18 protein-coding genes are annotated in these 20,573 nt (G+C 60.0%); 7 read left to right on the top strand and 11 right to left on the bottom strand.

Translation table 11 applies throughout. The features are described from left to right. Positions 1–183 precede the first annotated feature (183 nt). Positions 184–960: a substrate-binding periplasmic protein gene (locus tag EAY64_RS01615; RefSeq protein WP_103523030.1), complete on the top strand. Its 777-nt coding sequence runs from the start codon at positions 184–186 to the stop codon at positions 958–960. Between the two features lie 41 nt (positions 961–1,001). On the opposite strand, the gene EAY64_RS01610 is transcribed toward EAY64_RS01615, so the two are convergent. Continuing rightward, positions 1,002–1,229 (bottom strand): hypothetical protein, encoded by a 228-nt coding sequence (locus tag EAY64_RS01610; protein WP_103523029.1) that lies wholly within the window; start codon positions 1,227–1,229, stop codon positions 1,002–1,004. 201 nt (positions 1,230–1,430) lie between these two features. On the opposite strand from EAY64_RS01610, the gene EAY64_RS01605 reads away from it, so the two are divergent. Next, entirely contained in the window at positions 1,431–2,111 is a 681-nt protein-coding gene (locus tag EAY64_RS01605) for a flagellar basal body L-ring protein FlgH (protein ID WP_158604592.1), read from the top strand. Here the strand turns inward: EAY64_RS01605 and EAY64_RS01600 are convergent. From EAY64_RS01600 to secA, 7 genes are all read right to left on the bottom strand, one after another. Further along, positions 2,098–2,694 (bottom strand): cell division protein FtsI, encoded by a 597-nt coding sequence (locus tag EAY64_RS01600; protein ID WP_147456162.1) that lies wholly within the window; start codon positions 2,692–2,694, stop codon positions 2,098–2,100. The genes EAY64_RS01605 and EAY64_RS01600 overlap by 14 nt on opposite strands. A gap of 137 nt (positions 2,695–2,831) precedes the next feature. Further along, the gene (locus EAY64_RS01595; RefSeq protein WP_103523026.1) at positions 2,832–3,674 is read right to left on the bottom strand and encodes an isopenicillin N synthase family dioxygenase; all 843 of its coding nucleotides are present in this window, start codon (positions 3,672–3,674) and stop codon (positions 2,832–2,834) included. Positions 3,675–3,778: 104 nt separating this feature from the next. Next, the gene (locus EAY64_RS01590; RefSeq protein WP_103523025.1) at positions 3,779–4,564 is read right to left on the bottom strand and encodes a DUF3658 domain-containing protein; all 786 of its coding nucleotides are present in this window, start codon (positions 4,562–4,564) and stop codon (positions 3,779–3,781) included. Beyond that, positions 4,561–5,343: a serine O-acetyltransferase gene (gene cysE / locus EAY64_RS01585; RefSeq protein ID WP_103523024.1), complete on the bottom strand. Its 783-nt coding sequence runs from the start codon at positions 5,341–5,343 to the stop codon at positions 4,561–4,563. Before cysE ends, EAY64_RS01590 begins: the two co-directional genes overlap by 4 nt. Positions 5,344–5,388: 45 nt before the next feature. After that, positions 5,389–6,885, bottom strand: a complete 1,497-nt coding sequence (gene rng / locus EAY64_RS01580) for a ribonuclease G (RefSeq protein ID WP_103523023.1) — start codon at positions 6,883–6,885, stop codon at positions 5,389–5,391. A gap of 12 nt (positions 6,886–6,897) precedes the next feature. Beyond that, complete coding sequence (locus tag EAY64_RS01575; RefSeq protein WP_103523022.1) at positions 6,898–7,494, bottom strand: Maf family protein; 597 nt, start codon at positions 7,492–7,494, stop codon at positions 6,898–6,900. 176 nt (positions 7,495–7,670) lie between these two features. Then, the gene (gene secA, locus EAY64_RS01570; RefSeq protein WP_103523021.1) at positions 7,671–10,388 is read right to left on the bottom strand and encodes a preprotein translocase subunit SecA; all 2,718 of its coding nucleotides are present in this window, start codon (positions 10,386–10,388) and stop codon (positions 7,671–7,673) included. A gap of 475 nt (positions 10,389–10,863) precedes the next feature. On the opposite strand from secA, the gene EAY64_RS01565 reads away from it, so the two are divergent. The 5 genes from EAY64_RS01565 to EAY64_RS01545 all read left to right on the top strand — a co-directional run bounded on the left by EAY64_RS01565 (position 10,864) and on the right by EAY64_RS01545 (position 17,614). After that, on the top strand, positions 10,864–12,603 hold the full coding sequence (locus EAY64_RS01565) for an ABC transporter permease (protein ID WP_103523020.1): 1,740 nt from the start codon (positions 10,864–10,866) through the stop codon (positions 12,601–12,603). Between the two features lie 13 nt (positions 12,604–12,616). Then, positions 12,617–13,933 (top strand): ABC transporter ATP-binding protein, encoded by a 1,317-nt coding sequence (locus tag EAY64_RS01560; RefSeq protein ID WP_103523019.1) that lies wholly within the window; start codon positions 12,617–12,619, stop codon positions 13,931–13,933. 70 nt (positions 13,934–14,003) lie between these two features. After that, positions 14,004–15,212 (top strand): fimbrial protein, encoded by a 1,209-nt coding sequence (locus EAY64_RS01555; protein ID WP_147456161.1) that lies wholly within the window; start codon positions 14,004–14,006, stop codon positions 15,210–15,212. 200 nt (positions 15,213–15,412) lie between these two features. After that, the gene (locus tag EAY64_RS01550) at positions 15,413–15,844 is read left to right on the top strand and encodes a DciA family protein (protein ID WP_103523017.1); all 432 of its coding nucleotides are present in this window, start codon (positions 15,413–15,415) and stop codon (positions 15,842–15,844) included. 159 nt (positions 15,845–16,003) lie between these two features. After that, complete coding sequence (locus EAY64_RS01545; RefSeq protein WP_103523016.1) at positions 16,004–17,614, top strand: inorganic phosphate transporter; 1,611 nt, start codon at positions 16,004–16,006, stop codon at positions 17,612–17,614. A gap of 97 nt (positions 17,615–17,711) precedes the next feature. Here the strand turns inward: EAY64_RS01545 and EAY64_RS01540 are convergent, their stop codons facing one another. Genes EAY64_RS01540 through cysT form a run of 3 tightly spaced genes read right to left on the bottom strand, consistent with a single transcriptional unit; the run spans position 17,712 to position 20,558 of the window. Then, positions 17,712–18,794: a sulfate/molybdate ABC transporter ATP-binding protein gene (locus EAY64_RS01540; protein WP_103523015.1), complete on the bottom strand. Its 1,083-nt coding sequence runs from the start codon at positions 18,792–18,794 to the stop codon at positions 17,712–17,714. A 45-nt stretch (positions 18,795–18,839) separates the two neighbouring features. Next, complete coding sequence (cysW, locus tag EAY64_RS01535) at positions 18,840–19,712, bottom strand: sulfate ABC transporter permease subunit CysW (RefSeq protein ID WP_103523014.1); 873 nt, start codon at positions 19,710–19,712, stop codon at positions 18,840–18,842. Positions 19,713–19,724: 12 nt separating this feature from the next. Further along, a complete protein-coding gene (gene cysT / locus EAY64_RS01530) occupies positions 19,725–20,558 on the bottom strand; it encodes a sulfate ABC transporter permease subunit CysT (RefSeq protein WP_103523084.1) in 834 nt (277 codons plus the stop codon). Positions 20,559–20,573: the final 15 nt, after the last annotated feature.

Genomic DNA, 20,573 nt, shown 5'->3' with positions numbered 1-20,573 from the left:
CAGGCGTTTCTTCAAGGCTTGATGGGAGGCGCCATTTTACACCAGCTGGGCGCGCAGCCGGGGCTGTCACACGCTTGTCGCCGCAAGCTGCTTGAATGAGCGTGGCTTATTCATTGCCTGGCCATTGCTTCCCCGCCTGTTAAAGCAGGGTTAAATTCTGTTAAACGACTCTTTAGACTGCCCATGTACCCACGCCTGCTATTGCTGTTTGTGCTGCTGTGGTGCAATCCGGCCAGCGCCAGCCCGCTAATCGCCTATACCGAGGAATTACCACCGCTGAACTTCCTGCAGCATGACAAGGTGAGCGGTTTTTCCAGCGAGTTATTGCAGGCCATGGCCGACAAGGCCGCCATCCCGCTCACCCTGCAGCTGCTGCCCTGGGCTCGCGGCTATGCCATGACACAATCGACACCCGGCAGCCTGCTGTTCAGCACGGTGCGCACCCCCGAGCGGGAAAACCTGTTCCGCTGGGTAGGCCCCATCAGCCCGCGCCGTATCTATCTGTACCGGCTGACACGGCGCAAGGACATCCAGCTGCGCAATATCGAGCAACTGAAACAGCTGCGTACCAGCACCCTGTTCGAATCCGCCACGCAAAAGCGGCTGCTGGAGCTGGGTTTGCGTATTGGTGAAGAACAGGACAGCGGCCGTAGCGATGCGGTGAATCTGGGCAAGCTGCTGCTGGGACGTGTCGACCTGGTCGCCATGCTGGACTGGGCGATGGCCTGGCAACTGCAACAGTCCGGGCAGGATGCACACCTGGTGCAGGCGGTAGCCCTGCTGGATGGTGATAGCCAATACTGGTATGCGCTGAACCGGCAAACGCCGGAGGAGACGGTCAGGCGCCTGCAAGCGGCGCTGAATGCGCTGGAGACCAATGGCTACGCCGAACGCCTGCGCCAGAAATACATGGGCCGGGACAAAGCCCCGGCCCATATTGCCGACTTCACACTGCACTGACGCGCCATCCCGACCTGCCAGGCACAGGCCGCTGCGCCTGCCTAGACATAAGTGTTGATGGTATGACCCAGCGCACTGAGGCTGTCACCGACCGCGCTGAGCCCACTCCCCACCGCCGAGCTGGTCGCACTGCCGCCAGCCACCAGACCATGGCCGACTGCCTTGGCCACGCCTTCCACATCGCTGACGACGGCTTGTGCATCACGCCGTAGCACCCCGTAAGCCGACAGGGGTGGTGTCGATGCGGCTACGCCACTGATTGTGCTCATGTCCTTCTCCCCATACCGTTTTTTACATTTTCTGATGCCAGACAGGCTGGCTTGTAAATTTACGTTATGTAGCGTTAAGGAGGACGGCCATGTGCTTTACATTTTCTTACTTTACTTTCTGATCGCTAACGGCAATTAACCATTCTGCCAAATAGAATTAAAGGAGTAATGCCAACCATAGAGAGGGCCAAAGTGAAAACCATGTTTATTCATGCAAGGGCTTATCTTTTATTGACGGGACTGATTACCGGCTGTGCTTCATCGCCACAAAATCTGGTGACCGCTCCGGTACATATCCGGCCGCAATATACACCCGTAGCACTGGAAGACAGCCCCGGCTCGATTTATCAGCCAAACAAGGCCATGCTGTTATTTGAAGAGCCGATTGCCAGTCATGTTGGCGATGCGCTGAAAATCAACATCGCCGAGAATCTTTCCTCCAGCAATAATGCCAACACCACCACCAACCGGACCTCTTCCATTTCCGAATCCGGCCCGGGCGCGCTCTCTTCCATGGGTGGTTTGCTCAAGGAAATATTTGATTACAGCGGCAAGGCCAGTGGCAGCAACAGTCTGAAAGGCATTGGTCAGGTCAGCAATACCAACCAGATCAGTGGCAGCCTGATGGTGTCGGTAACCGATATATTACCCAACGGCTATATGGCCATTGCCGGCGAAAAAGCCGTAGCCGCCAGTGGCAATACCACCGTGCTGCGTTTCTCCGGTGTGGTAAACAAGCGCGACATCAAGGTGGGCAATGTGGTGTCATCTACCGACGTGGGTGATGCACGCATCGAACAGGTGGTGAACGGAGTGGCCAGCGATGTGGCCTCGCGCACCGATGCCCAGCGCTTTTTCGCCGGGCTGATCAATTTCTGGTAGCCGCAGCGGCGCGCTTCGCTACATCTTGTTCAAAGTGGCTGGCCCCGTCGCCACTGCTTGCACCGTTCTGCCACTGCGCCATGTTATCGGCGGTGAACATCTTCAATAGCAGTGGTGACAGCTTGCGGCCGGTGCTGCTCCACTTGTCATAGGCCATGCCGTCCAGCCGGTAGGCGGCATTGGCCAGTACCCTGCCATTTTTCTTCAGCAGCAAATTGATATCGGTAATATAAGGACGCAATTCATCGCTGAATAGCGGTGAGTCCCATTGCGTCAATACCGTGTAATAGAGAGTCGCCTCGCAATCGGACGGCACATTGCCTGGTGCATAAATCCGGCTCTCTATTTCCCGCTCCCGCAGCTGCTTTTGCAGCTCCGGTATAAAATCAGCCACAATCACGCTGGAATTCAATTCAACACAGACGTTATGCAGCTCGTCATGCGGATGTACCATGCCATTGGTACTGGTATTGGGTGCCATATTGGCAACCGAAGTCACCGCCGTACTGGCTAGTTGCACACCGGCAACCAGTGGCGAAGTGATCAGGCTGCAAGCACTTAATGTCAGGGCAAGCGACGCCATGAGCGCACGCAACAGATAATTCACTTTATTACTCGCCAGGCGATAAAAACAAGGCCAACCCTAGCAGGTAAAAAAAATGCCCCGAAGGGCATTTACAGTCATTTACAATCAATTAATTTAATTAACCTGCCGGCAAATCATTTCTTCACGCCCAGCTCGCGCAATCTTTCATCCAGATAGCTGCCTGCGGTATGTCGTGCCGACAACACAACCTCTGGTCGCGGATGCAGGAACAGCGGCAGCGACACCCGGCTCTTGCCTGCGCCCTCGCCTTGCGGATTGACCACCCGGTGCTGGGTGGAGGGATAGTAGCCGCGCGAGGCCTCTTGCAGCATGTCGCCGATATTGATGATGAGCATGCCGAAATCACAGGGCACATCCACCCAGCTGCCCTGCTTGTCCTGCACTTGCAGGCCGGGCTCGTTGGCCGCGGGCAGGATGGTGAGCAGATTGATGTCGCCATGGGCGGCAGCACGCAGCGAGCCGGCTGGCTCCTGACCCGTCAGCGGCGGATAACGCAGCACCCGCAGCAGGGTTTGCTGGCTGTCGGCAATCATCCCGGACAAGGGTTCGCTGTAGTGGGCGGCAATATCGGCCGGGGTGTATTGCTCCACCCAGCCCAGCAGTTCTTGCGCCAGGGCATTGGTGCTGGCGTAGTAGCGCCGGATATCTTCGGCCAGCGTGGGCGGCACCCGCCCCCAGGGATAGCAATGGAAATATTCCTTGATGTCCTTGTGGCTGGCACCTTTGGCGGTTTCGGAAATGGCGGTGGAGAAATAACCGTCCTGGCGCTGCGGGTCGAAGGCAAAGTCGTGCTTGGCCGGGCTGTCGAAGAAATCCAGCCAGTCGGCGTAGATTTTCTCTACCAGCACTTGCTGGACGGGATGGTTGACCAGCACGCCAAAGCCGGTTTCGTGCAGGGAACGGGTGAATTGGGCGGCAGCATCGGCTGCGCGGTAATCGACAACGCGGACGTTCATCGCATGGTTTCCTCGCAAGGAATGGCCGTCAGGCAAGATCGGGACGGACCACGGCGGCGGATTCTACCCGCCTGCCGCTTCCCTGCAAAGCAGGCTGCCCCGCTTCACAGCGGGGATACCAGCGGCGGGCCGTCTGGCTGTGGCTTGAGCAACAGCAAACCCGCTTCGGCCAGGGTGGCCAGGCGCCAGAACAGATAGCTGTCGCTTACCAGTTCTGCTGTCGGCTGCCCCATCAGCATGCCGACCAGGGGGGCGGCGGGCTGTTCGCCCTGCTGGCGCGACAAGGCCAGCAGGCCTGCATCGAAATGATCGGCCGGATAGTCGTGCAGCTGGCCATCAACCTGGCCACGCCAGCCCTTGGCGTGCTGCTGCCAATGGCGCCACATGGCAATCAGTTGCACACGCTCTGCGGTGTGCAGGGTGCGCGCCGTGGTGGCGAGCGGCTGCAGCTCTGCTGCATCACACATGGCCACGGCGTAAACACCGTGATGACTGGATGCCACCTGGCCGGCCACGTCCAGCACCGCCAGCGGCTGATCCGGATGGGCATTGGCCGCCAGCATGGCCAGCATCAGCTGGTCGTGCACGGTATTGCCCAGCCAGACACATAGCGGCTGCTGCTCGGACAGCGCGCGGAACAGACGCTTGCGGCATTGCCACCAGGCCAGCTGGAATTGCTGGTCGATATCCGGCCACCAGCTATGTGCCCACCAGATGCGGTTCCACCAGGCCATGCGCAGTTGCGGGTCCATGGTATCGGCATCGGCCAGCGGGCCGTGGCTGAAATCTTCCTCGAAGGCCAGTACCTCCTCAGCTGGCAGCACCTGGCGCAGCAGATCGGCGGCATTGCCGCCCTGTACTACCTGCAGAACCTGGCTGCTGGCCGTCACACCCGTTGATCCATATCCAGCGAAGGCATGCCTTCATTCACCTGGGCCACGATGCGCGCCGGCACGCCGGCCACCGTGGTATGCGGCGGCACGTCTTCCAGCACCACGCTGCCCGCGCCCACCTTGGCACAGTCGCCCACGCGGATATTGCCCAGCACGGCGGCTCCGGCCCCCAGCATCACGCCATCGCCGATCTTGGGGTGACGGTCGCCCCTATCCTTGCCGGAGCCGCCCAGGGTGACGCCATGCAGGATGGAAACGTTATTGCCGATGACGGCGGTTTCGCCAACGACCAGTCCGGTGCCGTGATCCAGCATCACGCCCTGGCCAATGCGTGCCGCCGGATGGATGTCGGCGCCGGTGACTTCGGAAATGCGGTTTTGCAGAAACAGGGCCAGCGTCTTGCGCTGTTGCTGCCACAGCCAGTGGGTAATGCGCTGGCTTTGCAGGGCATGAAAGCCCTTGAAATACAGCAGCGGCGTGGAGTAGCTATCGCAGGCCGGATCCCGCTCGAAACAGGCGCGGATGTCGGCCCGTGCCGAGGCGCTGATAAGCGGGTCCGAGGCCAGCGCCTCGCGGAACAGCTCCATCAGCGCGCGAGCATCCATCACCGGACTGGCCAGCTTGCTGGACAGGTGAAAGGCCAGCACGTCTTCCAGCGTGCCGTGACGCAATACCGTCATGTGCAGAAAGCTGGCCAGCATCGGCTCGTCGCGCGCCGCCTGTTCGGCTTCCTGCAGGATGGCGAGCCACAGGGCATCGCCGGCTTGTTGCTTCATGCTTGCTACTCCGTTCTCACATCGTCCGGCATGCCGTGACGACGGTTACAACAGGACCACGTCAAACTGTTCCTGGGTATAGGTGCTTTCCACCGACAGCGAAATCGGCTTGCCGATGAAGTCCACCAGCATGGCTAGGCTTTGCGACTCTTCGTCGAGGAACATGTCGATCACCGGCTGGGCGGCCAGAATGCGATAGCCCTTGGCATCGAACTGGCGTGCCTCGCGCACGATCTCGCGCTGGATCTCGTAACACACGGTCTGGGCGGTCTTGATCTCGCCACGGCCCTGGCAGGTGGGGCAGGGTTCGCACAGGACGTGGGCCAGGCTCTCGCGGGTACGCTTGCGGGTGATTTCCACCAGGCCCAGGCTGGTAAAGCCATTGAGGGTGACACGGGTACGGTCGCGCGCCAGGGCCTTGGCCAGCTCGGACAGCACGGCGGTCTGGTGCTCTTCGTTATCCATGTCGATGAAATCGACAATGATGATGCCGCCCAGATTGCGCAGCCGCAGCTGGCGGGCAATGGCCTGGGTGGCTTCCAGATTGGTCTTGAAGATGGTTTCGTCAAAATTGCGGTTGCCGACAAAGCCACCGGTATTGACGTCGATGGTGGTCATCGCCTCGGTCTGGTCGATGATCAGGTAGCCGCCAAACTTCAGGTTCACCCGCCGCGACAGCGCCTTGTCGATTTCCGCCTCGATGGAGAACAGCTCGAACAGCGGGCGCTCGCCGGAATAGCGCTCAATCTTGCGCACGGCAGACTGCACGTATTGTTCGGCAAACTCCACCATGCGGCTGTAGTTTTCGGTGGAGTCGACAATCACATGCTCGGTGGTGTCGCTCACCATGTCGCGCAGCACACGCACCGCCAGCGGCAGGTCTTCGTACAACAGGCTTTGCGCCGGCAGGTGCTGCGATTTGTGGCGGATGTCGGCCCACAGCTTGGACAGGTATTCGATATCGGCCTGCAGCTCGGTATCGCTGGCAGTTTCGGCACTGGTACGGATGATGTAGCCACGTGGGGTATTGGGCGGCAGCAGCTTTTCCAGCCGGGCCTTCAGACTGTGGCGTTCCGACTCGCTCTCGATCTTCTGCGAGATGCCGATGTGTTCTTCCTGCGGCAAATGCACCAGGAAACGGCCGGCCAGCGACATCTGGGTGGACAGCCGCGCGCCCTTGGTGCCGATGGGGTCCTTGATCACCTGCACCAGCACGGTCTGGCCTTCGAACAGCATTTTTTCGATGCGCTGCGGCTCGGTGGGGTGCTGGCGCTGTTCCAGTACATCCGCGATGTGCAGGAAGGCGGCACGCTCCAGGCCGATTTCGATAAAGGCGCTCTGCATGCCCGGCAGCACGCGCTTGACCTGACCCAGATAGATGTTGCCGACGATGCCGCGGCTGGCGGCGCGTTCCACATGCAGTTCCTGCACGATGGAATCCTCCAGCACTGCCACGCGGGTTTCCTGCGGGGTGATGTTGACGAGGATTTGTTCCTTGGGGCGCTGGATATCGCGCGGCAGAGGAATGGACTGATGCAGCATGGTCTTTCCTCCTTAGGGGAATTGGTGTCCGAACAGGCTCAGCAAGGTGGCGGTTTCAAACACGGGCAGGCCCATCACCCCGGTATAACTACCTTCGATACGCTGGATGAACACCGCCGCCAGGCCCTGGATGCCATAGCTACCAGCCTTGTCGAAGGGTTCGCCGCTATCGATGTAGCGCTGGATATCGTCCTCGCTCAGCGTACGGAAGTACACCTCGGTAATGGAGGTGCGCAGTTCGGTACGCTCATCCTGGCGCACCGCCACGCTGGTCACCACCTGATGGCTGCGGCCGGAAAAGGCACGCAGCATGCGGGCGGCGTCGGCAGCATCGGCCGGCTTGCCGTAGATTTCGCCATCCAGCACCACGGTGGTATCAGCCGACAACAGGGGCCGCGACGGCAGGCCGCAGTGTTGCACCACCGCCCAGCCTGCAGCGGCTTTTTCGCGCGCCAGGCGCTCGGTATAAGCCACGGCCGCTTCGCCGGGCAGCACGGATTCGTCGATGTCGGCGTGGATGCGTTCCAGATGTACGCCCAGTTGCTCCAGCAACTCGCGCCGGCGCGGGCTGCCGGATGCCAGGTAAATACGGGTATCGCTCGGGGTCATGATGTTGTCGCTGCCAGTGTTATCGATTTATTAGCTGCAAGGGTAGCAGAGCGGCCGGTGGCCGACCATCTGCTGCACCGCAAAAGCGCCCCGCCTCGTAATAGCACCTACGCAAAACGCCCTGCGGCAAGGCAGGGCGTTTGGTCGGTCATGGCAGGGTCAGACGGTGGTCAGACTCAGGCCAGGCGGCCGTGGCACTGCTTGTACTTTTTACCGCTGCCGCAGGGACAAGGGTCGTTGCGGCCCACGCGCAGGCCTTGCTCGGACAGCGCTTCCGGTGACAGCGGATTGTCTTCGCCATCGTCGCTACCCAGCGAGGAACCCGGCTCGGCATGCTGCATCTCGTACTCGCCATGCTGGTGCGGTTCGACCGCGTCCACGTCTTCCTGGCCACGGATCTGCACGGTCATCAGCACATTCACCACGCTGCGCTTGATGCGTTCCAGCATGTCGGCGAACAGTTCGAACGCCTCGCGCTTGTATTCCTGCTTGGGGTTCTTCTGCGCATAGCCGCGCAGATGAATGCCCTGACGCAGGTGATCCATGGCAGCCAGATGCTCGCGCCAGTGGGTATCCAGCATCTGCAGCACCAGGCTGCGCTCGAACTGGCGCATCACTTGCTCGCCAGCCAGCTCGACCTTGGCCTGATACACCTCGGCTGCCAGCGTGATGATGCGCTGCTTGATATCCGGGATATCCAGGGTGGACTCGGCCTTGATCCACTCGGCCACCGGCGCAGCCAGCTGGAATTCGGCTTCCAGGGTCTTTTCCAGACCGACCAGATCCCACTGTTCTTCCATGGTTTCCGGCGGCAGGTGCAGATCGACCAGATCAGACAGCACGCCTTCGCGCATATTGACCACTACATCGCTGACATCCTCGTCCTGCAGGATGTCATTGCGCTGCTGGTAGATCACCTTGCGCTGGTCGTTGGCGACATCATCGTATTCCAGCAATTGCTTGCGGATGTCGAAGTTGCGGCCCTCCACCTTGCGCTGGGCATTTTCGATGGAACGCGATACCCAGGGGTGTTCGATGGCTTCGCCGTCCGGCATTTTCAGGCGGTCCATGATGGCGGCCACGCGGTCGGAGGCAAAAATGCGCAGCAGCGGATCTTCCAGGCTCAGGTAGAAGCGGGAAGAACCCGGGTCGCCCTGACGGCCGGAACGGCCACGCAGCTGATTGTCGATACGGCGCGATTCATGGCGTTCGGTACCGATGATGTGCAGGCCACCGGCTGCCAGCACGGCGTCGTGACGCAGCTTCCATTCGCTGCGAATGGCCTCGACGCGGGCATTCCTCTCCTCGTCGGACAGGCTGTCATCCTTCTGGATGGCCTTGATTTCCGGCTCCGGATTACCACCCAGCACGATGTCAGTACCACGACCAGCCATATTGGTAGCCACGGTGATCACGCCCGGACGGCCGGCCTGCACCACGATATCGGCTTCGCGCGCATGTTCCTTGGCGTTCAGCACGTTATGCGGCAGTTTGGCTTTTTGCAGCAGCTCGGCAATCAGCTCGGAGTTTTCGATGCTGGTGGTACCCACCAGTACCGGCTGGCCGCGCTCGTGGCAGTCCTTGATGTCAGCCAGGATGGCTTCGTATTTTTCACGCGCAGAGCGATATACCTTGTCCTGCGAGTCGATACGCACCATCGGGCGGTTGGTCGGGATCACCACGGTTTCCAGGCCGTAGATGCTCTGGAATTCGTAGGCTTCGGTGTCGGCGGTACCAGTCATGCCGGACAGCTTGCCGTACAGACGGAAGTAGTTCTGGAAGGTGATGGAGGCCAGGGTCTGGTTTTCGCGATTGATCTCCACGCCTTCCTTGGCTTCAACAGCCTGGTGCAGGCCTTCCGACCAGCGGCGGCCGGCCATCAGGCGGCCGGTGAATTCGTCCACGATCACCACTTCGTCATCCTGCACCACGTAGTGCTGGTCCAGATGGAAGAGCGAATGGGCACGCAGCGCGGCCATCAGGTGGTGCATCAGGGTGATGTTGGTGGCCGAGTACAGGCTGTCGCCTTCTTTGAGCATGCCCAGGTTGACCAGGATTTCTTCGCAATGCTCGTGGCCGGCCTCGGACAGCAGCACGCTGTGGGCCTTCTCATCCACCCAGTAGTCGCCCTCGCCCTCTTCGGTTTCCTGGCGCTTGAGCAGCGGCGGCACCGCGTTCATGCGCTGGTACATGTCGATATTGTCTTCGGCCGGGCCGGAGATGATCAGCGGGGTACGCGCTTCGTCGATCAGGATGGAGTCCACTTCGTCGACCACGGCAAAGGCCAGCTTGCGCTGCACCTTCTCGCCGGTGGTGAACACCATGTTGTCACGCAGGTAGTCGAAGCCGAATTCGTTATTGGTGCCGTAGGTGATGTCGCAGGCGTAAGCGGCCTGCTTGTCGTCATGCGCCATCTGCGACAGGTTCACCCCCACGGTCAGGCCGAGGAAGTTGTACAGGCGGCCCATGATGCCGGCGTCGCGGCTGGCCAGGTAGTCGTTGACGGTGATGACATGCACGCCGTTGCCGGTGAGTGCATTGAGGTAGACCGGCAGGGTGCCGACCAGGGTCTTGCCTTCGCCGGTACGCATTTCGGCAATCTTGCCGTTATGCAGCACCATGCCGCCAATCAGCTGCACGTCGAAGTGGCGCATGCCCAGCACGCGGCGCGAAGCTTCGCGGCACACGGCAAAGGCCTCGGGCAGGATACTGTCCAGCGTGGCGCCATCGACGATGCGCTTTTTGAACTCGGCGGTCTTTCCCGCCAAAGCCTCGTCGGACAGCGCTTTCATGCCTTCTTCCAGGGCATTGATGCGCGCCACTTCCTGACGATACTGCTTCAGCAGGCGGTCATTGCGGCTGCCAAATACTTTCTTGAGTAGCGAGGAAATCATGTATTCCAATCCAGAGGCCCGGACGGGCCGACAAAACAAAATAGGCGAAAGTGTAGCACATCCCGTGCACAAGTTTATGGGGGCGAGCTTGCGCTGAATCAAGCCCGCACCGTCAAACTTGTCGCCACGGCGGCGGGCGCGTGGCAGGCTGCCAGACCTGTCCACGCCGCGGGCGCCGCCGGGCGGGCGGCGGCTGATTCTGAAAATGCCACTGGCCAATATAAAGGCAGTGAAAAACGCGGCCGAAAGCTATTTTTCAACAGAATTGTGTCGTTACATAATCCATACAAAAAATTGTCAATTTTCATCAAAATTTTATGTTCGCCTTGTTATTATTCTTGCGCATTTGCAGAGCCAGTTTTATGTTTGCCCACGGCCAGCCGTGTCCTGACAAAAGATGGTGCTCATCTGATGAAGAAGCGGAACAGGGCCTGCACTGTTCCGCCAGGTTAACCACACCAATCGGAGAGGCCTGATGACTACCGTTATCCGTCCGTTTATTCCTGCCACAGCCAAACGGCTGCTTCCCAATCGCTGGGACCTGATCGCCTTTCCCCTGATCCTGGGTTTTTTACTGTTCGCCACCACCGGCATCCAGGGTACCTGGGCACCGATCAGTGCCTTGCAAACCGAGCCCATTTCGCTGGATGCGGCCAATTTGCCCGAATATGCACTGCGCACCACGCTACGCATGCTGGCGGCCATGATCGCCTCCATCGTGTTCACCCTGGTGTACGGTACACTGGCGGCCAAGAGTCGCCGTGCCGGCCAGTTGCTGGTGCCCATTCTGGACATCCTGCAATCGGTGCCGGTGCTCGGTTATATCTCGTTTACCGTGACCTTTTTCCTGGCACTGTTTCCCGGCCGGGTGCTGGGGGCTGAATTCGCGGCCATTTTTGCGATTTTCACCTCGCAGGCATGGAATATGACTTTCAGCTTTTATCAGTCGCTGCGCACCGTGCCCAACGACCTGAAAGAAGTGTCGCAAAACCTGCGCCTGTCCGGCTGGCAGAAATTCTGGAAACTGGAAGTACCCTTCTCCATGCCGGGCATGATCTGGAACATGATGATGTCCATGTCCGGCGGCTGGTTCTTCGTGGTGGCTTCCGAGGCGATCACCGTGGGCGACAAGACCGTCACCCTGCCCGGTGTGGGTTCCTACCTGGCCATGGCCATCAGTAACAAGGACCTGACAGCCGTGGGCTGGGTCATCCTTACCATGACCGTGGTCATCGTCATCTACGACCAGTTCCTGTTCCGCCCGCTGGTGGCCTGGGCCGACAAGTTCCGCCTGGAAGACACCATGTCGCAGGCGGCACCGGAATCCTGGGTGCTGAACCTGATCCAGCGCACCCGCATCATCCAGCAACTGCTGCGCCCCTTTGGCAAGCTGCTGAAAAAACTGGCGCGCATGCGGCTCAATATTGCCCTGCCGCAGTCCATCCACACCGAATCCCATTCCAGCGTATCGCGCGGACTGGATATCGCCTGGGGTGGTTTCATGGTGCTGCTGTGCGGCTACGTCAGCTGGAAGCTGTACAGCTTTATCAGCAGTGAAGTGGGGCTGGGTGAAACCCTGAAGGTTGTCGGCCTGGGCTTCATCACCCTGGTGCGCGTCACCCTGCTGATTGCGCTGGCCTCCATCGTCTGGGTGCCGCTAGGCGTGCTGATCGGCCTGCGCCCGCGCCTGGCCGAGATGATCCAGCCGATTGCACAATTCCTGGCAGCCTTCCCGGCCAACCTGCTGTTTCCGGTATTCGTGGTGTTCATCGTGCACTTCAAGCTGAACCCGGACATCTGGCTGTCGCCGCTGATCGTGCTGGGCACGCAGTGGTACATCCTGTTCAACGTGGTGGCGGGTGCCAGCGCCTTCCCCAATGACTTCCGTGAAGCTGCCACCAACTTCCACATCAAGGGCTGGCAATGGTGGAAACAAGTCATGCTGCCGGGCATCTTCCCCTATTACATCACCGGTGCCATCACCGCCTCTGGCGGTGCCTGGAATGCCAGCATCGTGTCGGAAATGGTGTCGTGGGGCGATGACAAACTGGCCGCACACGGCCTGGGTGCCTATATCGCCCAAACCACCGCAACCGGTGATTTCCCCAAGATTCTGCTGGGCATCTGCGTGATGTCGCTGTTTGTCGTGCTGTTCAACCGTTTGCTGTGGCGTCCGCTGTACGCCATTGCCGAAAACAAACTCCGTCTCAACTAAAAGGGGGAAACTCATGCCACAAGAAACCGTAACCCTGAGACAGGAAATCTTCTCCCTCAAGCATGTCGACAAGGGCTATCACAAGGGCGGCGAAGAAGACATCCAGGTGCTGGATGACGTCAATCTCACCCTGCACGAAGGCGAAATCGTCGGCCTGCTGGGCCGCTCCGGCTCGGGCAAATCCACCCTGCTGCGCATCATTGCCGGCCTGATCCAGGCCAGCGCCGGCGAGGTGAACTACTGCGGCCAACCGCTGAACGGCCCGGCTGAAGGCGTGGCCATGGTGTTCCAGACCTTTGCCCTCTTCCCCTGGCTGACCGTGCTGCAAAACGTGGAAGCCGGACTGGAAGCGCTGGGCGTGGAGCCCAAGGAGCGCCGCCGCCGCGCGCTGGCTGCCATCGACCTGATCGGCCTGGACGGCTTTGAAAACGCCTATCCGCGCGAACTGTCCGGCGGCATGCGTCAGCGTGTGGGTTTCGCCCGCGGCCTGGTGGTCAACCCCACCCTGCTGCTGATGGATGAACCGTTCTCGGCGCTGGACGTGCTGACCGCCGAAACCCTGCGGACCGACCTGCTCGACCTGTGGAACCAGAAGCAGCTGCCGATCAAGTCCATCCTGATCGTCACCCACAACATCGAAGAAGCCGTGTTCATGTGCGACCGCATCATGGTGCTGTCGTCCAATCCGGGCCGGGTGGTGGCCGAGATCAAGGTTCCGTTCGCCCATCCGCGCAACCGGCTGGACCCGGTTTTCCGCAAGATGGTGGACGACATCTATGCGCTGATGACCCAGCGCCGCAGCGCCGACACCCTGCACAAGGTACAACTGGAAATCGGCAGCCCGCTGACCGAAGTCTCCACCAACCTGATGGCCGGTCTGATGGAAGCCCTGGCCGCCGCACCGTACAACGGCCGCGCCGACCTGCCGGAAATCGGCAGCAAGCTGTTGCTGGAGGTGGACGACCTGTTCCCGGTCACCGAAACCCTGGAGCACCTGGGCTTTGTCGAACTGCGCGATGGTGATATCGAGCTGACCGCTGCTGGCAAACTGTTTGCCGACTACGGTACGCAGGAGCGCAAGGTACTGTTTGCCGAGCACCTGCTGCGCCATATTCCGCTGGCAGCCCGCATCCGCCGCGTGCTGCAGGAACGCCCGGGCCAGCGCGCACCGCGCCTGCGCTTCGAGCAGGAACTGGAAGACTCGCTCAGCGACAGCGCCGCCGAGGAAACGCTGGATACGGTGATCAGCTGGGGCCGTTACGCGGAAATCTTCTCCTACAACGACCATACTGAAACCTTCAGCATGGAAGACGTGGAAGGCGCGCAGTAAAGCGCCAGCTCGACTAGCTAGCATAAAAGTAAGGACAAGGCCGGCCTGGCAACAGGTCGGCCTTTATCTATTGGGCCAGAACACCGTCATTACGATACATGCTTACAAAATCGCAGCCATCTTTAAGAAAACGCCTACTGCAAAACCACATTCAAAGCCGCTACCTTTTGAAATTATCATCAATACTTGTAATGGTAATTTTAAAATGCCACGTTTAATTCATAGTTTAAACCGTAAAATCTTTACGTTGCTTGTCCTGCCATGTCTTACCCTGCTGCTTTCAGTACACGCCTACGCCGCCTGCTCCGTCGTCGGAGCAAACAGTATTACCCTGCCATCCTTCAATCAAAACCTGAATGCCCTGCCGATTAACAGTCCCATAGGTAGTCAGGTCATGTCGGCCAAGGTCAAGCAGTTTAATTGCAGCGGTCTGCCCGCCGGCAATGCACACGTTTACGGCATATACACCATGGGTAACTACGTCACCACCATCAATGGCCGCCGCGTATACAGCACCAATATCCCGGGCATTGGCTATGCGGTTGGCGTTGACGGATCTATATTCGATAGCTATGGTACTCATTCGTGCATGACACCTACGCCCGGCTGGATAGGAGAGCCGGATGGTCGCTATGACAATGAACCCTACAGCCCGAATAACTTTTTCAGCTGCAGTTCTTCGCTGGTATCCAGTTATTCAGCCACTTTCTATCTGCAGTTTTATAAAATATCCCACCCAGTCGGCAGTGGCAGGCTGGATCTGAGTAATCAAATCTATTCCGCAGCTTATTTCTCACCCAGCACTGGCATCATTTATGGCAAGCTGCCTTTGATTACCATTCCATCCGATGTGATCAATACCAGCTGCACCAGCTCCGTATCACCCAATCCCGTCAATTTACCCACCATTAATACGGGTCAGCTCCCCTGGCTGAACAGCACTGCAGGCAATACTACTTTCAATATCAATACCACCTGCCAGAATACCACCAACTTATACGTCACTTTCACTGATAAAAATAATACCAGCCAAACCGGTAGCATTCTGACGCCTGACAACAGCTCCACCACCAAGGGGCTTGGCATGCAACTCAGTTATAACAGCAATATTGTCCACTATGGACCTGATGCGGTCGGCAGTGGCAACACAAATCAGTTTTTCTTGCGTACCTTCTCGGGGCAGCAAAGCTTTCCGTTTTCGGTTTCCTATATTCGCACTGGTGCAATAATGGCCGGCACACTAGCGACCACCGCTACATTTACTTTTTCCTATCAATAAAATATGGCATGCCTTCGTGCACTCGGGCTGGCAAGGCAAGCTGGGCATGATGCATTTGCGAAAGATCATCCCAGCACGCCAGGCGGGCAGCAGTACGCCGCGGTCCCGGCAGGGGGAGCGACGTGCGCACGGGCACAGCGTCTCTGCTGGGGAGCCAGTTAATCGGCTACAATGGCCGATTAAACCCAGTCAGAGCCACCATGTCGGAACGCCAGTTTCAGGATATCGCCCGCACGGACAGCACACTGTCGCAGCTGACCCGCGAAGCCAATGCGCTGATGGCGCTGGACCAGGCTTTTCGCAGCCAGTTGCCGCCGCAGCTGGCCGAGGCCTGCCGCGCGGTGCGCATCCGCGATGGCGAGCTGGTGGTGTTTGCCCATAACGGCATCGTGGCCGCCCGGCTACGCATGATGGGCAACAGCCTGCTGGCCCCACTGGAATCGCGCGGCTACAGCGCCAGCAAGATCCGCATCAAGGTAGACATTCATCTGAACCCGCCACCGCCGCCGCCCAAGCGCATCGGCATCAGCCAGCAGGCACTGGAAGAGATCGAAGCAGGCGCGCAACAGGTGAGCAATCCGCTGGTAAGCGCGGCACTGGCCCGGCTCATCGCCCACCACCGCCAGCGCTGAGCACTGCGGCAAGGACGCCACAGTCTGGCTGACCCAGGCAGCCAGCAGTGTGCGCCGTATATTAAATTTTGTTTTAAATCAATCAACAACAGCTTACTGTCACTCCCCTGCAATCTGCTTCGCGTATTAATGCTTCTTGAATATTTTCAAGGAGCTTTCATGGACCAGTCTTCCGAGGTGGCGCTCAGCCGCAGCACCGCCGCAACGGCAGTGCACCGCCCCACCAACAGCAGCACCGTATTATTGTTCGTTGCCTTGCTGATCGGTGGCTTGCTGTTTGCCGGACTCAATCTGTTTCACGATGTCAATGACACCATGGCCCGCCATGGCAGCTGGATTTCCATCCTGCTGCTGATCCTGGCGCTGCTGATTGCCCTGGGCTTCGAATTCGTCAACGGCTTCCATGACACGGCCAATGCCGTGGCTACGGTGATTTACACCCACTCCCTGCCACCGCATGTGGCCGTGGTGTGGTCGGGCCTGTTCAACTTTCTCGGGGTGCTCACTTCCAGCGGTGCGGTGGCCTTCGGCATCATTTCGCTGCTGCCGGTGGAACTGATCCTGCAAGTGGGTTCCAGCGCCGGCTTCGCCATGGTGTTTGCCCTGCTGATTTCCGCCATTCTGTGGAATCTGGGCACCTGGTGGCTGGGCCTGCCCGCCTCCTCCTCGCATACCCTGATTGGCTCCATCATCGGCGTGGGCATTGCCAATGCCCTGATGCATGGCCGCGACGGCACCAGCGGGGTGGACTGGACCCAGGTGAGCAAGGTGGGCTATTCGCTGCTGCTGTCGCCGCTGGTGGGCTTTTTCTGCGCGGCCTTGCTGCTGGTACTGCTCAAGCGTCTGGTCAAACAGCCGCAGCTGTTTGAGGCGCCCAAGAACAAAGAAGCACCGCCGTGGTGGATTCGCAGCCTGCTGGTCCTCACTTGTTCCGGGGTATCGTTTGCCCATGGTTCCAACGACGGCCAGAAAGGCATGGGCCTGATCATGCTGATTCTGGTGGGCACCGTGCCGCTGTCCTATGGGCTGAACCGTGCCTTGCCGGCCAGTGAAATGGGCAAGTTCGCACTGGTGGCACAGGCCACCCAACAGTCGCTGCAACATGCGCAGCCGGCGGCGGAGCCAGAGCAACCGCGTGCCATCCTGACCCGCTATATCCGCAGCCAGCACTGGCAGCCCGATGTGGTGCCGGCGCTGGCCGCGGTAACCGGCCAGATCGGCAAGCAGATCGAAGCACATGGCAGCCTGGCCTCGGTGCCTGAGGATTCGGTCGGCAATGTGCGTAATGACATGTATCTGGCTTCCGAATCCATCCGTCTGCTGCAGCAGAGCAAGGATGCGCATCTGGATCAGGCTACGCTGGCCAATCTGAAAACCTTCAAGGGCGAGCTGGATGCCTCCACCAAGTTCATCCCGACCTGGGTGAAAGTGGCCGTGGCCATCGCCCTGGGGCTGGGCACCATGGTGGGCTGGCGCCGTATCGTGGTCACCGTGGGCGAGAAGATAGGCAAAACCCATTTGACCTATGCCCAGGGTGCGTCGGCCGAGCTGGTGGCGATGACCACCATTGGTGCGGCCGATGCCTTCGGCCTGCCGGTTTCCACCACCCATGTGCTGTCGTCCGGCGTGGCCGGCACCATGGCAGCCAACCGCTCCGGCCTGCAAATCGATACCATCCGCAATCTGCTGATGGCCTGGGTATTGACCCTGCCGGTGGCCATTGCGCTGTCGGCCAGCCTGTACTGGCTGTTCAGCAAGCTGTTTGTCTGACTGCCGCACAGGGCCGGTGCCGCACGCCCATCGTGTTCACAGGCCCTGATGACAAAAGCCGCCCTCGGGCGGCTTTTGTCTGCGGCTGGCTTGGCACTCAGATCACATAATCCTGCTGCCCGGCGGCATCTTTCAGGAACACCGCCAGCTTGCGCGGGGTGACATAGACAGTGTCGCCCGGCACGATACCCAGCGCACGGAAGCGCTCCTTGCTGACCGCTGCCTCGATGGTCTGGCCATCGGCCTGTTGCAGCTCCACCCGCACCACCGGGCCCACCGCATGGATATGCTCGACCCGGCCTTGCGCCAGCGCGCCATCGGCTTGCAGGGTGAGGTCCAGATCGTGCGGGCGGACATAGGCCACGGCAGCGTCGCCGTCCGCGTCCTGATGCTGCCCCAGCGCCTGTTCATAACTACCGATGGTGAGCTGGCCGGCATCCACCCGGCCGTGGAACAGGTTCACATCGCCAAGGAACTGGGTGACAAAGGGCGTGGCCGGATGTTCGTAGATATCATCCGGGCGGCCCACCTGCTCGATATGGCCATGATCCATCACCACCACGCGGTCGGATACTTCCAGCGCCTCTTCCTGATCGTGGGTGACGAACACGCTGGTGATGTGCATATCGTTGTGCAGCTCGCGCAGCCAGCGGCGCAGGTCTTTGCGCACCTTGGCATCCAGCGCGCCGAAGGGTTCATCCAGCAACAGCACCTTGGGCTCCACCGCCAGCGAACGGGCCAGGGCGATACGCTGGCGCTGGCCACCGGACAACTGGCCGGGATAGGCATCGGCCAGCCAGTCCAGCTGCACCATTTTCAGCAGTTTCATCACCCGTTCGCGAATCTCTTCGGCCGAGGGGCGTTCACGGCGCGGCTTCACCGACAGGCCAAAAGCCACGTTGTCGAATACCGTCATGTGGCGGAACAGCGCGTAGTGCTGGAACACGAAACCCACCTGGCGCTCGGCCACATGGGTGTGGGTGGCGTCGGCACCGCCGAACAGCACCTGGCCGGCATCCGGTTTTTCCAGGCCGGCAATGATGCGCAGCAAGGTGGTCTTGCCGCAGCCGGACGGCCCCAACAAGGCCAGCAACTCGCCGGCAGCGATATCGAGGCTGACATTGTCCAGCGCGGTGAATTGGCCAAACTGCTTGCGGATATTGCGGATTTCAATGCTCATGCTTGTTCTCCGACCGCCGCCAGCGGCAGCGGTCCACCAGATCGTTTACGGTTGTGCGGCTTGCAGACGGGCTTCGGCGGTACGCAGGGTGGAGGCCTGCTGCTGACGATGCAGCCGCCACTCCACCAGCGATTTGACCAGCAGGGTCACCAAGGCCAGCAAGGCCAGCAGCGAGGCGCAGGCAAAAGCGCCGACAAAGTTGTACTCGTTGTACAAAATCTCCACATGCAGCGGGATGGTGTTGGTTTCACCACGGATATGGCCGGATACCACGCTGACTGCGCCAAACTCGCCCATGGCACGGGCATTGGTCAGAATCACCCCGTACAGCAGCCCCCACTTGATATTGGGCAGCGTCACCTTGCGGAAGGTCTGCCAGCCGCTGGCACCCAATACAATGGCAGCCTGCTCTTCATCCGCGCCTTGCGACTGCATCAGCGGAATCAGCTCACGCGCGACAAAGGGGAAGGTGACAAATACCGTGGCCAGCACGATGCCCGGCACGGCAAAGATCACCTGCAGGCCGTGGTCCTGCAGCCAGCCGCCCACAGCGGTATTGGCACCGAACAGCAGGATGAACATCAGCCCGGCCACCACTGGCGACACCGCGAACGGCAGGTCAATCAGCGTAGTGAGCAGGCTTTTGCCACGAAAATCAAAGCGCGCAATCGCCCAGGCGGCGGATACACCGAACACCAGGTTGAGCGGTACGGCGATGGCGGCGGAAATCAGCGTCAGCTTGATGGCCGACCAGGCCTCCGGCTCCACCAGCGCGGTCAGGTACAGCTGCCAGCCCTTGTGCAGCGCTTCCCAGAACACGCCTATCAGTGGCAGCAACAGAAACAGGAACAAAAACAGCAGCGCCACGGCAGTCAGCGCATAACGCACCGGGCGGCTTTCGGTAGTCAGATTAGCCATGCAGCACCCCGCTTAGCGTCCGGCCCCGTGGCGGCGTGCAGCCCACCACTGGATCAGGTTGATCAACAACAGGAAGACAAAGGAAATGCCCAGCATCACCAGCGCCACCGCAGTGGCACCTTGCTGGTCGAACTGATCCAGCTTGGAGACGATGATCAGCGGGGCGATTTCCGACACCAGCGGAATATTGCCGGCAATGAAGATGACCGAGCCGTATTCGCCGGTCGCACGGGCAAAGGCCATGGTGCCGCCGGTAATCAGCGAGGGCAGCGTGGCCGGAAAGATCACCCGGCGGAAAATGTCCCAGCGGCTGGCACCCAGGCAGGTGGCGGCTTCTTCCAGCTCTTTTTCCAGGTCTTCCAGCACCGGCTGCACCGTACGCACCACGAAGGGCAGGCCGATAAAGGTCAGCGCCACGATGATGCCCAAGGGGGTGAACGACACCTTGATGCCCAGCGGCACCAGAAACTGGCCGATCCAGCCATTGGGGGCATACAGCGTGGTCAGCGCAATGCCGGCCACCGCCGTGGGCAGGGCAAAGGGCAGATCCACCAATGCATCCACCAGCCGTTTGCCGGGAAAGGGATAGCGCACCAGCACCCAGGCCACCAGGAAGCCGAACACCAGATTGATCAGGGCGGACAGCCCGGCGGTGGCAAAAGACAGGCGGATGGAAGCCATCACGCGCTCGCTGCCCACCGCTGCCAGGAAGCCATCCCAGCCCATGCCCATGGTGGAATACACCAGGGCAGCAAACGGCAGCAGCACGATCAGCGCCAGCCAGAACAGGGTAATGCCAAAGCTGAGCCGGAAACCGGGCAGCACGCTATGGCGCAGATTGAGGATATTGCTCACGCTGGC

Origin of the sequence: Aquitalea palustris (genome assembly GCF_003693445.1) — a bacterium.
Lineage (GTDB): Bacteria > Pseudomonadota > Gammaproteobacteria > Burkholderiales > Chromobacteriaceae > Aquitalea > Aquitalea palustris.
Note: the sequence above shows the minus strand (reverse complement) of the source record. Positions and strands in the feature narration are given on the sequence as shown.

What these genes read in the sequence shown, in the direction of transcription:
- EAY64_RS01615 (WP_103523030.1), top strand. Translation starts at nt 184, where the DNA reads ATGTACCCACGCCTGCTATTGCTGTTTGTGCTGCTGTGGTGCAATCCG.
- EAY64_RS01610 (WP_103523029.1), bottom strand. Translation starts at nt 1,229, where the DNA reads ATGAGCACAATCAGTGGCGTAGCCGCATCGACACCACCCCTGTCGGCT.
- EAY64_RS01605 (WP_158604592.1), top strand. Translation starts at nt 1,431, where the DNA reads ATGTTTATTCATGCAAGGGCTTATCTTTTATTGACGGGACTGATTACC.
- EAY64_RS01600 (WP_147456162.1), bottom strand. Translation starts at nt 2,694, where the DNA reads ATGGCGTCGCTTGCCCTGACATTAAGTGCTTGCAGCCTGATCACTTCG.
- EAY64_RS01595 (WP_103523026.1), bottom strand. Translation starts at nt 3,674, where the DNA reads ATGAACGTCCGCGTTGTCGATTACCGCGCAGCCGATGCTGCCGCCCAA.
- cysE (WP_103523024.1), bottom strand. Translation starts at nt 5,343, where the DNA reads ATGAAGCAACAAGCCGGCGATGCCCTGTGGCTCGCCATCCTGCAGGAA.
- rng (WP_103523023.1), bottom strand. Translation starts at nt 6,885, where the DNA reads ATGCTGCATCAGTCCATTCCTCTGCCGCGCGATATCCAGCGCCCCAAG.
- EAY64_RS01575 (WP_103523022.1), bottom strand. Translation starts at nt 7,494, where the DNA reads ATGACCCCGAGCGATACCCGTATTTACCTGGCATCCGGCAGCCCGCGC.
- secA (WP_103523021.1), bottom strand. Translation starts at nt 10,388, where the DNA reads ATGATTTCCTCGCTACTCAAGAAAGTATTTGGCAGCCGCAATGACCGC.
- EAY64_RS01565 (WP_103523020.1), top strand. Translation starts at nt 10,864, where the DNA reads ATGACTACCGTTATCCGTCCGTTTATTCCTGCCACAGCCAAACGGCTG.
- EAY64_RS01560 (WP_103523019.1), top strand. Translation starts at nt 12,617, where the DNA reads ATGCCACAAGAAACCGTAACCCTGAGACAGGAAATCTTCTCCCTCAAG.
- EAY64_RS01550 (WP_103523017.1), top strand. Translation starts at nt 15,413, where the DNA reads ATGTCGGAACGCCAGTTTCAGGATATCGCCCGCACGGACAGCACACTG.
- EAY64_RS01545 (WP_103523016.1), top strand. Translation starts at nt 16,004, where the DNA reads ATGGACCAGTCTTCCGAGGTGGCGCTCAGCCGCAGCACCGCCGCAACG.
- EAY64_RS01540 (WP_103523015.1), bottom strand. Translation starts at nt 18,794, where the DNA reads ATGAGCATTGAAATCCGCAATATCCGCAAGCAGTTTGGCCAATTCACC.
- cysW (WP_103523014.1), bottom strand. Translation starts at nt 19,712, where the DNA reads ATGGCTAATCTGACTACCGAAAGCCGCCCGGTGCGTTATGCGCTGACT.